The organism is Photorhabdus hainanensis (assembly GCF_018448965.1).
In the GTDB taxonomy this organism is placed as follows: domain Bacteria; phylum Pseudomonadota; class Gammaproteobacteria; order Enterobacterales; family Enterobacteriaceae; genus Photorhabdus; species Photorhabdus akhurstii.
In genome coordinates this window covers 1-14,937 of record NZ_RCWD01000065.1, presented here as the reverse complement: position 1 = coordinate 14,937, position 14,937 = coordinate 1, and the positions used below count along the sequence as shown (strand labels likewise).

At 43.8% G+C, this 14,937-nt stretch carries 9 protein-coding genes and 1 pseudogene; 9 read left to right on the top strand and 1 reads right to left on the bottom strand.

All coding sequences use genetic code 11. From position 1 onward, the window contains the following. Positions 1 to 210: 210 nt before the first annotated feature. On the bottom strand, positions 211 to 3,087 hold the full coding sequence (locus EAE92_RS23225; RefSeq protein ID WP_214069756.1) for an RHS repeat-associated core domain-containing protein: 2,877 nt from the start codon (positions 3,085 to 3,087) through the stop codon (positions 211 to 213). Between the two features lie 2,112 nt (positions 3,088 to 5,199). Between EAE92_RS23225 and EAE92_RS23220 the strand changes: the two genes are divergently transcribed. From EAE92_RS23220 to EAE92_RS24850, 9 genes and pseudogenes are all read left to right on the top strand, one after another. Beyond that, positions 5,200 to 6,330: a LuxE/PaaK family acyltransferase gene (locus EAE92_RS23220; protein ID WP_214069755.1), complete on the top strand. Its 1,131-nt coding sequence runs from the start codon at positions 5,200 to 5,202 to the stop codon at positions 6,328 to 6,330. A gap of 1 nt (position 6,331) precedes the next feature. Beyond that, positions 6,332 to 8,737, top strand: a complete 2,406-nt coding sequence (locus EAE92_RS23215; RefSeq protein ID WP_214069754.1) for an acyl-CoA reductase — start codon at positions 6,332 to 6,334, stop codon at positions 8,735 to 8,737. 29 nt (positions 8,738 to 8,766) lie between these two features. Next, entirely contained in the window at positions 8,767 to 10,038 is a 1,272-nt protein-coding gene (locus tag EAE92_RS23210) for a phenylacetate--CoA ligase family protein (RefSeq protein ID WP_214069753.1), read from the top strand. Next, a complete protein-coding gene (locus tag EAE92_RS23205) occupies positions 10,035 to 10,958 on the top strand; it encodes a GNAT family N-acetyltransferase (RefSeq protein WP_214069752.1) in 924 nt (307 codons plus the stop codon). The genes EAE92_RS23210 and EAE92_RS23205 overlap by 4 nt, the downstream gene beginning before the upstream one ends. Positions 10,959 to 11,368: 410 nt before the next feature. Then, complete coding sequence (locus tag EAE92_RS23200; RefSeq protein ID WP_214069751.1) at positions 11,369 to 13,030, top strand: S-type pyocin domain-containing protein; 1,662 nt, start codon at positions 11,369 to 11,371, stop codon at positions 13,028 to 13,030. Continuing rightward, positions 13,030 to 13,494, top strand: a complete 465-nt coding sequence (locus EAE92_RS23195) for a DUF6392 family protein (protein WP_214069750.1) — start codon at positions 13,030 to 13,032, stop codon at positions 13,492 to 13,494. Before EAE92_RS23200 ends, EAE92_RS23195 begins: the two co-directional genes overlap by 1 nt. Before the next feature lie 106 nt (positions 13,495 to 13,600). After that, the gene (locus tag EAE92_RS23190) at positions 13,601 to 14,068 is read left to right on the top strand and encodes a DUF6392 family protein (protein WP_214069749.1); all 468 of its coding nucleotides are present in this window, start codon (positions 13,601 to 13,603) and stop codon (positions 14,066 to 14,068) included. A 90-nt stretch (positions 14,069 to 14,158) separates the two neighbouring features. After that, positions 14,159 to 14,617: a DUF6392 family protein gene (locus tag EAE92_RS23185; RefSeq protein WP_214069748.1), complete on the top strand. Its 459-nt coding sequence runs from the start codon at positions 14,159 to 14,161 to the stop codon at positions 14,615 to 14,617. Positions 14,618 to 14,725: 108 nt separating this feature from the next. Next, positions 14,726 to 14,809 (top strand): annotated as a pseudogene (locus EAE92_RS24850) (DUF6392 family protein); the annotation flags it as partial. Positions 14,810 to 14,937 lie beyond the last annotated feature (128 nt).

Sequence of the window (14,937 nt, the reverse complement as noted above, 5' to 3'; positions counted from 1 at the left end):
TCTTACCGGTCAGTGCCTGACCCTCCTGAAGCGCTTTCAGGGCTTTGTCGAAATCGAAAGATTGAGTCATTTGTCATTCCTTTTTGAGATATATTACTGGAATGACACAGAATTTCTAACACTCCCTATCCCTGTGTGAATTGAAACTTGATCTGACATCCATTCTCGATAGCTGTCAGATCAGGTTTGAGTTCTAGTACAAATTATTACTTACGCTACGGAGTTTCTGCGTGTCATTCTTCTATAATTTTCTACCCTTCCTGTCATGACATTTTCTATGCCGGATAATATTCCAGAACAATTATGACAGGCCGGGAAGTCTTGATTGGTTGCACCAACAAGTCGTTGTGTAAATATATAGCTCTGACTCAAATGACTTGATATATTTTCTCCCCTTTTAGCAAGTTCAGTGACCATATAATTTAAGGCTTGTACCTCAGCATGCAGACCCGCAATACCTGCCATTTTAGGTAAAATGTTCTTGTTTTCCTTAATGTGTGCTTTGATCCTCTGTTCAATCAGTGGATGTAATGCAGTGCCTGATTCTTGATACGCTTTTTGTATACCTGCGATAAATTCTTTTTCATTAGTAACGCGATAGCTGCCAAGATCGATATTTGGCCTCCAACGTTTGGATGTTTGAAGTTTATCGGGGTGGTACTGTTCGAAACCGGGCTTCGCTTTTTCGCTGATAAGTTGCACTCCGGGGAAGGTATTTTTGGCACTTAAGCTACCACTCAGGTTTAAAAATTTATCTTTATAGGTATCGTGATCTATGTTGGTGCCATGACCCATAATACCGGCATGGGCGGCATATCCTTTTAATTTTGCATTTGTATACTTCATATCTCTGGATTTTTTTTCTCTATCTTTTGGTTTCATAGGTTTGAGCGTATCTTCATTTCTCTTTGTTTCTTGTAATATTTCACCGGTGCTTCTGGTGAAATATTGGTATCTCTTTTCAACTCTTGGATTTTGTTTATATAAAAGTGGCGAAATATCAGGTCTGTTTTGCGGCATGGCGAGATCAAGCCAGTCTAAACTTGAGAGTCCCATATTGTCCGCCAGCGTAATTGGGTTATTCATCACCATACAATAGAGATTTAATCCATCGATAGTGCCTGCCGGGTCCGCACTTAGCCATCTTCCCGCCCACGGCTGATAATACCGGTAGCCGTAATAATAGAGTCCCGTGGCGTCTCGTTCTTTACCGGAATACCGGATCGTTTTGTAACTGGCTTCTATCTGGTTTCTTGCGGTCCATAGCGCTGTACCGCCAAATGGATAGTACTGCTCTTGACTGATGATTTGCCCGTCGCTATCTAACTCAAGTTGGCTGGAACCAATCAGATTATCGTAACTGTAACGTATCTGATTATTGTTGATGTTTTCTGGTTTGCCGCTCTCCCAGTGTAGAACCCGCACTTGCGCACGACCGGCTTCACCCACTGTAATGATCTGTAATTTTTCTGTTGCAGTAGCGCCATTTTGGGTTGTACGCAGTTCCAGTCCCGACAGGTAGACAACTCGTTGCTGCCGGAGAATATCTTGCGTTTGCTGTTCACTGACTTTTAACAGCCGCATCCCGTCGTTGCCATAGCGATACCACTCTACATCGTTGTTACTGTCGGTGCGGTTATCCCGTTTTATCGGCGCCACTTGTTGTAGTTCACCTCGCGCATTCCAGTTTAGGTTTAGTCCCGGTAGTAATGTCTCCTGATGACCGCCCGCCTGAAACAATGTATCCACTTTAGTTGGATCAGTGGTCAAGGTACTCAGTACCGCACGGTTGCTGCGATTCGAGACGGTTATGTCTGTGGTGTAATTGTTTTGGCTCGCAGGCGAGCTGTGTCGGATTTGGGTCAGGTTGCCACCACGGTCATAGGTATAAGTACGGGTATAGTTAGTGTAAGTGTTGTCGTCGGAAGTTAGCGCTGGAGAGGGGAGCTGGTGATTCTGTTGGCCTATATTCGCCATTTCGCGTCCGGTTGCGCTGATAAGCTGATACAGGGAATCGTAAGTATAGATATTCTTCGGCACTATTTTCTGATTGCGCCAGAAGCGGGTCGCTTCTGCATCGTTACGGAGACTGATTACATTGCCAACCGGATCATATTCATAACGTAAGTCTTGCAAAGCCTTGGTATCGTTTGAACGACGGGTAGTGATGCCAATTAGTCGCCGGGTTTCCGGTTCGTAAGTGTATTCGGTGATGATACCGTTACCGTGCTCTTCGCGTAGTTTTTGTCCTGCCGCTGAATAGGTTAGGGATTTGATAATCACCTGCTCACTCTGGCCTTTTACCGTCAGCCAACTCCTTTTTAACTGACCGGCTACATCATAAGCCAGACGCTGGATATTTCCTTTGGCATCGGTTTGCGTCAATAGAGCGCCGGTGGCATCGGTTTTGCTTTCGGTGGTGTATACATCATTACTTAATCGCTTATCCCAAATCTTTTTATCATCTCCGAACCAGTTTGCTTCTTGACTGTCAGCCAGTAACTGACGGGATTGTGATAAAACCGCGCCGGTCAAGGAAAGGCGATTCAGTTGGATCACTCCCGCTGTGTCGTAGTGATGCACACATTGACCAGCAAGATTTTGGTCTTTTTCTGCCGGTGTGTTTCCAGCCCAGATGAGACGTTCGGTGATATGGGCTGCCCTTTCCTTTGTTTCTTGTTCGGTTACGGATAACAGGCGACCGGGCAGAGAGTTGTCTTCATATTGCCGAGTCTGCTTGACGCCTGTTGCAGTTACGGTCAGGACAAGACGGTTTTCAATATCATGAAGAGTGATAGTATTGCCTGCATCGACACTCTCTGTACGTAGGACGTTGCCCGTTAAATCATACTGCCAGAGAAAATTGGGTTTCACCGTATGATCTTTTTGCCTGGCGTCATACAGGCGCGGATCAATACTTTGGTGTAGGCGCCCGAAAGCATCATACTGATGACGGGTAATACGGATATCACTGTTTTCTTTTGCGGTAGTACGGTGATAACGGATTTCGCGGACATCCAAGCCACGGTTATCGTGAACCGTGATCGTGGGGGTGTGTTGATAAGTTTTGGGGTCAAAGTTGTTCATAATTTACCTCTTTGTGGTACTGAATAATCGTAGTGTTGAATAATGTCTACATAGCAGCGAATGAACGTTAAGTTCAGCTCCTCCATATGATGAGGATAACCTTTCTATTGAGATACCAGCGGCATGCAAGATTTCAGGAGATAAGCAGGAATGACCTCATTCAGAAGCATACTGCTCAAAGGTGCTGCTGCAACTAAATAACAGTAGCAAGCATAGGGAGACGAGCACAAGTATCGTAGAAAACAGCGCCAGGATCTTTTGCTATCGCTAATGGTTGTTTTTTCTGTTTTGCTAAAAAGGAGAAATAACCTATCCTTATTTAACATATAGTTACGTATAGTGAATATTAACTAGATGTATAGTTATCGATTATAAATGTGAGTTATTTTATTGGTTAAATAGTTCTTGATGTTCGTCCATATACGAGATTTGGGGTGGTTAGTCTGGTGTCAATCATGACGCCAGACTAACCGGATGTATCAGATTATTGTGTCAGGCACATATTCTAACCACAATCACCGACTTAAATTTTATCTTGTGTATCATGGTGGAATAAAGCTATTGTGCCTGTTATGGTATTGTAAGATACATTCTTAATTAAATGTTCTAATGCAATAAAGCATAATTGATTAAATTCACTGGTAACATTTTTCATGGAAAATGATTTTATTGTTTTGTTTAAATAAATATACGGTTTTAATTTTAATTAAATTATATGGATTAAATTTGATAAGAACTGGAGTATATTTTTATATTATTTTTGATGTTTTTTACAGTGTGATTTGTCATTGAGATATTATTGTATACAATATAAATTACCATAATTATTATCTGGTTTTCTGTTTGGTTTATTAAATAGGAAATTATTTAAAATGAAGCGACCAGATTTGAATTTATATGGGGTTTATATCGAGTTTATTATAATGGTATAAAACACTAAATTTGGTAAGTAATGTAAATTATTACATGAGTTAATATAAAGTAATGAAATGTATTATTGGTTAGAACAAGAGATTAATTTACCATTGTTATTTTTACAATATAAATAATATTTTGTTGTAATTCTTGGTTAAATTGTGAGACGAAATGATTTGTATGGCAATTATAAATATAAATGTGATATTTTCGTTATTATAAATTGGAAAATCATATAAATTTTAGTTTTATATTTTATATATTTATGATTTTTTAAAAATAAAAACTTTTAGTTTTTTATTGAAATATCATTATATATAATATTGCTTATTGGCAATTCTTATTTTGGTTGTTATTAGAATATTTTATTCTTCCCGGTAGTGATAATGGTTGATAAAAAAATGTTGATATGAATGATTGTTAAGGTAAGTAGGGTAATCGTATAAAAGAAAATTTCTATCGTGTGCATAGAAATGTGTTTTTTTATTTTAAATTTTTTAATGGATTTTTCACGTTGATAAGAACTTGACTGGTGTTAGTAATATCATAAATTGCTTGTTTTTAGGTATTGTAAATATCGAAAATATAAATGCAGATTATTAATCTGTTTTTATTATTATGTTGTGAATAATTCTTAAAATTACTCATCATTGAATAGAAATAGCTTACTTGGTGAGAAATAACAAGTTTATTACCTTAGATTTGTTGGCCATATTCCGGGTTTATAGACGTTCCCGGTTAAAAAAATTGACGGAAATAAAGAAGTAACATTGTTGATTATCATGCTAACTATATAATTGTATAAATATCGTGGAGATCTCAATATTCTGGTTGTTTGTTAAATGTTACATATTGATTATAAATTCGTATTTGATGAATAATTCCAAATTATTATTGGCATTATTGATACATGAATAATGATGACTAAATTCGTTGATAAGGTTATTAAATATAAATTTGTTGTTATATTAGCCTTCATTAAATCATAATTGTTATATTTTTATTGTTTTGTTTACAAGAAATTAACAAAATTAAGATTTTTTTTCTAAAAACGGTGACCTATTTTTAATTTGGTTAAGAAGTTGTATTCAGCATATCGTTATTTTTTCTTCGGGCTTTACTTGCCGAAGGTTGAAACAACATACCTATTATTTTAAGGGAGTAAATGCCCTTTTCTTTAATTTCTGGAGATGACTTTTGACCTCTCTTGCTTATGTTGACGCCCTTTGTGCGCTTGATCATCCTTACCGGGTCGATAACGTTTGTGACCAACTATTTGATGCTGCCATGCGTGAATTGACGCTGTACCACTGTGAAAACACTCCCGGTTATTCTCAGTGGTTGAAGGTTAACGGCTTGGAAGTGGAAAGACTGGAAAAACTGGACGATTGGTCGCGTTTGCCGCCTATTTTCGCTAATTATTTCAAACGCCAATTGTTGCTCAGTAGTACCGGCAGGAATGCATTGGAGTTGACCTCTTCCGGGACAACCGGCGAAAAGAGCCGTATGCGTTACGATGCACGCAGTATACGCGCGGCTCAAAATATGGTTGAACGAATTTTTGAGTATTACGGTTGGAATACGCCGCGACAGCCTTGCAATTACTTGCTGTTAAGCTATGAACCTGCCGGTACGGTTACGTTGGGAACCGCGTATACCGATCAATATCTGTGTAAATATGCGCCGGTAAACCAAGTCTGTTATGCACTGCGCCATAATGGAAAAAGCAATGAGTTTGATCCTTTTGGCGTCATCCGATCCTTACAAGAGTTTGCGGCACAAGGGTTGCCGGTGCGTATCTTGGGCTTTCCGGCATTCTTGTGGTTCACGCTGGAACGGATGCGGGAAATGGGGTTGCCGCCGGTCCAGTTGCATCCTGAGTCATTGGTGTTTTTAGGGGGCGGCTGGAAAACGCACGCAGATAAAGCCATTCCAAGATCCTTGCTGTATCGGCGTTTGGGGGAACAACTGGGTATTCCTGACGAGCGGTGCCGGGATGGTTACGGTTCGGTGGAACATCCCGTGCCTTATGTTGAGTGCCGAAATCACCATTTTCATGTGCCGACCTATGCCCGCGCTTATATCCGCGATACGGCCAACATGGCGGTTCAACCCTACGGTAAGCCCGGTTTCCTGCATCTGGCATCACCCTACATCACTTCCAGCCCGGCACACAGTATTGTGGTGAGCGATTTGGCGGTGTTACATCCGGCTGCTGAATGTGGCTGTGAGTTAGCGACCGATTGGTTTGAGTTATTGGGTCGTGCCGGTACCAGCAAAAGCCGCAGTTGTGCGATTGCCGCTTCTGAGTTGATCAAGGAGTCCTGAAATGTATTTAGTGAATGGTAAGGTTATCTCTGACTTGGAACCCGCTAGCATATTGGCGGAACTGAAAGGTAAGTTGGCTGAGACGTTGGCGTGTCCCCCAAGCGTACAACAGGTATTGGCGTGTGCTGAACGCTTTGTTGACGGCCTCGATACGGTTGCAGCCAGGCTTGAGTTGGATACAGCCGCAATCACCGCGTTACGTCACTTTTGTCATCGTGATGCTTTAGAGGCAAAGTTGCGACACGAATTGGGCGAACAACCCTTTTCTCTGCGTCGCTTTGACTATACACAGCCCCGTTTTGAAACCTGGCAGCCGTTGGGATTGGTGGTGCATATCACGCCGTCCAATGCGCCTTTGCTGCCATTTATGGCAGTGTTGGAAAGCTTGCTGGTGGGTAATGTCAACTGGTTGCGTCCTAGTAGCAGTGATCACGGCCTTAATGCGCGGATATTGGCTGAGTTTCTACGTTATGACCTGAGCGGCGCGTTGGCGCCTTATATCTCTGTGTTGCCTTTGCCGTCCGATCAATTATCAGAATTATTGGCGTGTGCTGATGCCGTATCCGCCTGGGGCAGTAATAGCGCGTTGACCGCTATCCGTAGCCAACTACGGCCCGGCTGCCGTTGGATAGATTGGGGACATCGTATCAGTTTTGCTTATTTGGACCCGATGGTTGCTAGTGATGCTGACTATGACGCGCTGGCTGATGATATTTGCCGTTTTGAGCAACAAGCGTGCTCCAGTCCACAGTGTTTATTGGTGGATAGCACTGACGAGAACGTTTTACGGGAGGTGGTTAGTGCTGTGGCCGCCGCATTGGAACGACGTGCGCCAGTATGGCCCGCTTTACAGCCGGACATACAGGAAGCGGCGGAAGTTAGCAGTCAGATGGCATTCTTACAGTTAGATCACACTTTTGCTGATCTTCACGGTTCAATAGAGGAGGGTAATGGTTGGCGGGTAGCCTGGATACAGCGTCAAGAACTTGCGCCATCACCACTGTACCGTACTTTGCAAGTCCGCCCGGCGCCACGTGCGCAATTGGTCGAGGTTTTGTTGCCGTGGCGTCCCTATTTGCAAAGTTGCGCTTTGATAGCTAAAGAAAAAGAGCTGCCGATGCTGAGTCGTCAGTTGCTGGCTGCTGGTGTTAGTCGGATATGTCAGGCCGGAACTATGCATGATGGCTATGAAGGTGAACCCCATGATGGCGTTTATGCGTTGACTCGGCTGGCGCGACGCGTCTCCGTCAGCTTGAAAGCTGAACAACTGCCGGGCCATGTCTCATTGGATAAATTGTCAGCCAATCCGCCGGATCTGGCAGGTATTCCGGTGATGGATAAAGCAAAGTTTCAAAGTGGCGGCATAACGGCGAAAGCACAGGTGTTTTTCCGTAGCGGCGGCAGTAGCGGTGAACCAAAACTGGCGGGTTTCAGCCATCGAGATTATCACAGCCAAATGCAGTCTTCGGCAGATGGCCTGTTTGCTGCTGGTCTGGACCCAGCACGAGACCGGGTAATGAATTTGCTGTATGGCGGTAATTTGTATGGCGGTCTGATGAGTTTCTTCACTATTCTGGATAAATTATCTGTGCCCCATTACCCGATGGGCGGCCCAATAGACGATGATTTTAGCCAAATCAGGCACTTTATTATCACTCAAGGGGTCAATACGCTGGTCGGGATGCCGAGCACTATACACCGATTGTTTGAATGTGAAGAGGCTGCGTTGCGTGCCTATGGCGGGGTACGTAAAATTTTTACTGGTGGTGAACATATTAACGAAGAGCGACGTCAGTTTCTGTCCAGTTTTGGTGTAGAGGTGATTCGTTCGGCAATTTACGGTTCCGTGGATGCAGGCCCGTTAGGTCATGCTTGCGCCTGTTGTCACGAGGGCGAATTCCATCTGTTATCTGATATTCAGTGGCTGGAAATCTTGGCTCTTGATAGTGATCAGCCTGTTCCTACAGGGGAAAGCGGTCGACTGGTGTTTACCCCTCTGGAAAGGGAAGGGCAGGTGGTCCAGCGTTACGATGTAGGTGACTTGGGTTATTGGCTTCCCGCTCTCTGTGACTGCGGATTGCCAACGCCGCGGTTTAAATTGGAAGGTCGTCATGGTGCGTTGCTGCGGGTGGGATCTATTTTTGTGAACCCAACGGCATTGTCAGCCGAGTTGGAGTTTCCGGTGCAGTGGCTGGTGGGAAACAACGCCGATGGCGGTGATTACATCCATGTGTTAGCCGATGGGGATGTTGACCAGGTGCGTACACATTTGCTGCAACATAAGATGCTGAACCAGGTTGTCAGTGGTGGATTGCTTCAATTGGAAGTTATTCCGACGCCGATGGGGCAGTTCCGTCGTCACCCGCAAAGCGGCAAAACGCCGCTGGTGCTGGATAGCCGATTCTGAGACCAATAATACTACTTTTTGGGTAAATCATGACACTATCATTACACGATCTGGTTGAATACGTCCGCAATCATTCCCCCTTTTTTAAGGATCTTTACCGTGATCTGCCTCGATCTGGTTGGGAGCTAACTGATCTGCCGTTGATCAATCCTGCTGATTATTGGCAACAATCGCAATCGCTGGAGAACTGGCCGGTGTTAACTGGCCCTGTCAACGGCGGTCATGTTTTTAAAACCGGTGGTTCAACCAGTGACGGCAGGTTGTCAGTGTTCAGTTGTAGTGAATGGCGTGCTTTTATACGCGCATTTGGTCAAGGGATTGCACAACAATTACAACCTGGCGACCGCTTTGCTAATCTGTTTTTTTCTGGTGATTTGTACACCGGTTTGCTGTTTATTCATGGTGCCTTGTCCTATTCACCGGTGCCGGTGGTGGAGTATCCGTTTACCAGCTCCGTTGATGATCGGATACTGACCGACGCTATTATTAACTTGAATATTAATGTCTTGGCTGGGATGCCGGTGCAATTGCTGCGTTTTGCCAGTGCCTTGCAGCAGCGCGGCCAGTCTATGCAGGGCGTTGAGCGTCTGTTGTACGGTGGCGAAAGCCTGTTTCCAGAGCAATTGACACTGTTGAATCAGGTATTTCCTAATGCGCGTATTGGTTCAGTGGGTTGCGCCAGCGTTGACGCGGGTCTCATTGGGGCGGCGTCTCCCGATTGTTGTTATGGCGAACATCGGGTTTTTGATACGGAAACCATTATTGAAATTGTTGACGAAGCCAACGGTCAGCCGATTACGGAGCCTGGCCAAAATGGCCTATTAGTTGTCACCAACCTGCAACGACGCCTGATGCCGATTATCCGTTACCCTACTGGAGATATGGCTTGTTGGTGTGAAGCGCCGGGGCAGCCGCGACGCAAATTCGCTTTGCAGGGGCGGGCAGGAGGCGCTCACCGAATTCGAGTTGGTTCACTATCCATTTTTCCTGACCATATTGCGCGTTTACTGCGACAGCAAGCGGGTGTACTCGCTTGGCAGTTATTGCTGAGCCGTCAGAACGGCATGGATAACATACAACTCTTGTTAGCCGGGAATTCATCACTGATGCCATCGGCAACATCAATGCGTCAAGCATTGCTGGCGGACCAACCCGCTATGGCAAAGTTATGTGATCAGGGCTTCCTGCATGTGGAGGTCACTTACTGCGCCTTGGAAAATATGGTTACTCATCCTCGATCCGGTAAGTTGGTGCGGGTGGTTGATAATCGTGGTTATAGTGCTGAAGAGAAGGCAGCATGAGCATAAATCCAGTCATGCCATTCATTCGATTATTCCGGGAAGAGGACTCTACCGGTGTTAGTGCGTTATTTCGGGCTGTTTACGGCGAAGATTATGTCTACCCGGAAGTCTATTTACCCACGATGCTTGGCCGCTATAATGCGGCTAAACAGTGGTATTCTGCTGTTGCGGTACAGGATGGACAAGTATTAGGGCATGCGGCGCTGTGGCGGGATGAACAGTGTCCATTAAGCGCTGAACTGGCGTTGATCGCGGTACGCCCGCAGGCGCGTGGGCAAGGTATTGCCACCGCATTGGGCCAATACTTGTGTCATCAGGCTAAGAAAATGGGGTTAAGCATACTCACGATTAAACAGGTGTCGTCACATAACCACAGCCAACGTTTGGCCCAAAATTTGGGCTTTCACACGACGGGCTTACTGCCGGATTATGTAACGTCACCATTTGATCAGGCACGGCCGGAAAGCATTGTGCTGGGGTGTTTGCCTTTACAAAGTTGGCCGTTTCCAGAATTACATTGGCCTTCCGGTTGGCAAAGGTGGCTGACATCGGTGACTCAAGTGTTTGGTCAAGAGCCTCTGCAACCGGAGGAGTTGGCTGATGCGGATATCCGCATAACCAATCATGGACGTCGGTTGGAAGTGTGGATAGAAAAGCAGACAACCGAGCGGGTAAAAGAGGTGGCGGAGTTACCGGCACACAAACTGGTATATGTGAAACTGCCGGTAGGGGAAGGCACTCTCCAGGCGATGGAAATTTTGCAACAGGCGGGATTTGCCTGTACAGGGTTTGTGCCCGGTCATCATCATCGTTGGGAGGCTTTACTGGTTCGCGGGCATAGTAGGAAAGAGTTAGCCTTAAATTGTCAGTTTGCTCGCCGTTTGCACCAACAAAGCATGTTTGCTTGTGCAAGCGCATAGTTTTCCTGCAATGCTCAGAGGCAATTTGGTAAAGCTCATCAAAGCCTGAATAGTTTTGTAGATTGTTGACAAAGTGTTGGTCTTTCGGTCAGCACTTTGAACGGTTAATGATTAACAATTGACCGTGGCTTGCAAAAATCTGTTGTGTATTTCTGCTAACTCGTCACTGTTTCTTAAATTTATTCATGAAACTCACTTTTGTTTAATTTTTGTTATAAAATTGTTATAAAACATAGTGAATTACCAGTATCAATCGACATTATTTCTCTAATTTTCAGAATATTCCTATATACTTTTAAGTGAAATTCATTGCACTATTGATTACTTATTAATCCATAAGTGACAAAAGCATGATGATGATTTCAGTTAGATTCACTCTTCATGTTGTAAATCATTGGAGAAGTGAATAAATGGCAATAGGGTATTTCCTGCTCGTTGGTGATAAAACAACCTGTGGCGGACAGATTATCACCGGTGATCACACCATGACATTTAATGGGCGAGCAACCGCTCGTGAAGGGGATACAGTTACCTGTGGCAAACATCCCGGTACTTACACGATTGTCGGTGGTGTATCCGATGTGTTTGACATGGGGCGCAAGCTGGCTGGCACATTGGACAGTGTGAGTACTTGCCCCTGTCGGGCTAGGTTTATCAATTCCGAGATGGACAGCTATGAGAAGCAGGATAAGGATGCTGACCGGGTTGCCGCTCCCACAAATATGGTGCAACAGCACTTCTCTTCTCCGGTAAAGGATGTGGGAAGCCCGCCCGCAACGCAGGCGCCTCCGCCGCCGATACCAGTGTTTACAAAGTCCTGCCAGCGGGGTAAAGGTTGTACCGATGCCGGAACCGAGCCTGAACCGGCGAATAATTTTGGCAGAATGGCGATATATCAGGTGCCGTCATCTCCCACTCCGGTGACGCCGCAAAAACCAGAACCGCTTCCACAAGAGAAGAAACACCCGCCAGAACCAGATAAGCCGCAGGATAAAAAATTACCGTGGTATAAGCGGTGGTTCCGTGGTGGTGAAGATAAAGCCGAAGCGGCTGCTACCGCCGTGGCTGCCACTGCCCGCAGCGCGGTAGCGGAAGGGGAAACGCTGGTAATGCGTTACATTGGCGGCGGCGCTATTAGTGCAGGACGTTGGCTGGCGGCGCCGAATCCGGTGACAGTTGGGCTAATGGGGCTGTTTTATTCACCGGCGTTGAATCAGGGTGAAGAGGATTACTTAGACCCGTATCGCCTGAGGCAGATAGCGGAACAGTATGGTAAAGCGCCAACGCGTGTACGTTTTCGCTGGATCAGAGATGAAAAAAGCGGCAGGATGACGGTTCAAGGATATCACGTCAGCCCGGAAGGTGGTCTGGATAAAGTACCGGTTCGCATGATGACGCTCAATCGGACCACCGGTAATTATGAGTTCTGGGAACCGGGAGAAACTCGGCCGACAATTTTATGGACGCCGAATGAGCAGGAATTCAAGGTTCCAGCCCATACCGGGAATGAAGAACAGCCGTTTATTCCGTCGCAAATAACCGTGTTGCCGATCCCGGATAAAGTGGGCAGCGATATTGAATCGTTGCCGATGCCGGAAGAGAAGGATTTCCGCGATTATATTCTGGTATTCCCCATTCCGAATATGCCGCCGGTGTATGTGTATCTGAGTAAACCGCCGGTGAAATTGTTTGAAGTGGATTTGTATAGGAACTTTGCGGGGCGGCTGAGGAATGGAACACATGCGGATCATATGCCTTCGGCTGCGGCTATCAAGGTTAAGTTAGCGGAATTGTATCCAATGTTGGATAAGAAACAGATCAGTGATATGGCTAAAGACGTAGCGGCTATTATTATTCCAGCAGAGGTTCATCAGAAACTTAGTGCTACCTATGGAGGCCGGAATACTTCGGCTCAAATAAAGCAGGATGCACAAGACTTAAGAACAGCCTTAGATCGTGATTTAGATACCATAAAGCCGGCGTTGAAAAGCTATGGGGCAACAGAAGAGCAGATAGAAGAAGCTCGCACTAAGATGCATAAACTAAACCAAGAGAAGAGGTTATATAAATAATGACTATCAACGTTGAAGCCTTAATTAATAGTTTAGGTAAAACTTATCAGGAAATCTTCGATGAGGGGCTAATTCCTTATAAAACTAAACCAAAAGGTTTTTCTGGTGATAAAACAATATCGTTAGATATGGTAAAAGAAGGGATTTTCTTATCATTTGATCGAGAAACTAAGACATTCATAGAGATGACTTTAACTTTATTTATACCTGAGCGTCCCAGTTTTGTTTTTCCGAACAACATGCCATATCCCTTAATGAAGGAAATGAACCGACAATGGGTAGATAAGAATTTAGGTAAACCAATTAAATCAGCACCTCCATTTGAGGCATTGACATATAGATTTGGTTGGACATATCTTTATTCCTATCAGGATAAGTCGGAAATTAGTATGCAAATATCGCACGATGTTCTAGATCGAGTCAGTCGAGTTACATTTCTACCTACAAGTGAAGTGCGTTGGTAGTTAGCAGAAAGGGAAGGTTCTTTTGAGAGCTAATTCATTAATCAACAGATTGAAAAGTTAAATTGAAGATGAATTAGCTTAACCAAGAATAAGGGGCATGTAAATAATGATAGATGTTATTGAAATTATTAATAGTTTGGGGAAGACCGCAGATATGTTAGTTGAAAATAGACTTCTTCCAGAGGAAAAGTTTGAGTTTGCTTTCGAAGGTTATTCCAGATTTAGTGTTGAACCAGAGACGGGTCTTACTTTAGTTTTCGATATTATATCAAAAGTATTGATTTCTGTTCAATTCACATTAATCAATACCGTTGATAATACTGGTACATATAGTGGTGATATGCCTGCTCCATTTCTTCACCAAATGAATAAAGCTATTGTCAGAGCATTTATGGGAGAACCCGATTACAGTAGTGGACCGGAGAGAATTCCGGTAATTGGCTTAATAGGCGGATTTGATGCCTATACACGTAAACTAAATGATCAGTATCCAAATACAGAAATTCGCTTCCTTTATCAAACTGATCTTCGTGTAGATGCACTGTTATTTGAACAGTCGGTAAATGATGATTGATGTTCTTGCAATCATAAATAGTTTAGGACAGACAACCGATATGTTGGTGAAAAACAACTTATCCCAGATAATAGATCATGAGTATGAATAATGACAGTTAACATAGATGCACTAATAAATAGCCTAGGAAAATCTTATCAGGAAATTTTTGATGAAGGGCTGATCCCTTATAGAAGTAAACCAAGCGGTCCCCTTGGGGTACTTAATATTGGTATTGATATGGTGAAAGAGGGGATTTTTTTATCGTTTGAACGGAGTAGTAAAATATTAAACGAAATTACTTTAAGGTTGCTTAGGGACGATAAAGCTTCATTTATATTCCCAAATGAATTGCCATCACCATTGACGCATTCTATGGATAGGAAGTGGATTAAAGAAAACTTAGGTGGTCCGATTAAATCAATACCACCAAGGCAAATTTTGAAAAGGCAGTTTGGTTGTAAAGATTTATATCGTTTCACAGACGAAATCAGTATGCAGATTTCTTATGATTTACGTGAACAGGTTAGCTCAGTGACTTTCTTGCCTACATCAGGCGTGAGTTGGTAATCAGATATAAATGAAAGGTTATTTTTAAAAGCCAATTCATTTGTGAATAGTTTGAAAAGTTAAATCTCAGATGAATTGGTTGAATCGAGAATAGAGGTGATATAAGTAATGACTATCAATGTTGAAGCTCTAATTAATAGCTTAGGGAAAACCTATCAGGAGATTTTTGATAAAGGACTAATCCCTTATAAAAGAGGGCGTTCAGAATTCTGTGTCACGTTAATTTAGCGATTACAACGTTATCACATTATCCAAACGTCCTTCAAAGTAAATATAGAGTTGCGACAGCGTTAGATTCCAGCTCTGTATTGGCATTGTCC

Excerpts from the sequence above, each read along its gene's own strand:
- EAE92_RS23225 (WP_214069756.1), bottom strand. The coding sequence starts at position 3,087 with ATGAACAACTTTGACCCCAAAACTTATCAACACACCCCCACGATCACG.
- EAE92_RS23200 (WP_214069751.1), top strand. The coding sequence starts at position 11,369 with ATGGCAATAGGGTATTTCCTGCTCGTTGGTGATAAAACAACCTGTGGC.
- EAE92_RS23210 (WP_214069753.1), top strand. The coding sequence starts at position 8,767 with ATGACACTATCATTACACGATCTGGTTGAATACGTCCGCAATCATTCC.
- EAE92_RS23185 (WP_214069748.1), top strand. The coding sequence starts at position 14,159 with ATGACAGTTAACATAGATGCACTAATAAATAGCCTAGGAAAATCTTAT.
- EAE92_RS23190 (WP_214069749.1), top strand. The coding sequence starts at position 13,601 with ATGATAGATGTTATTGAAATTATTAATAGTTTGGGGAAGACCGCAGAT.
- EAE92_RS23205 (WP_214069752.1), top strand. The coding sequence starts at position 10,035 with ATGAGCATAAATCCAGTCATGCCATTCATTCGATTATTCCGGGAAGAG.
- EAE92_RS23195 (WP_214069750.1), top strand. The coding sequence starts at position 13,030 with ATGACTATCAACGTTGAAGCCTTAATTAATAGTTTAGGTAAAACTTAT.
- EAE92_RS23215 (WP_214069754.1), top strand. The coding sequence starts at position 6,332 with ATGTATTTAGTGAATGGTAAGGTTATCTCTGACTTGGAACCCGCTAGC.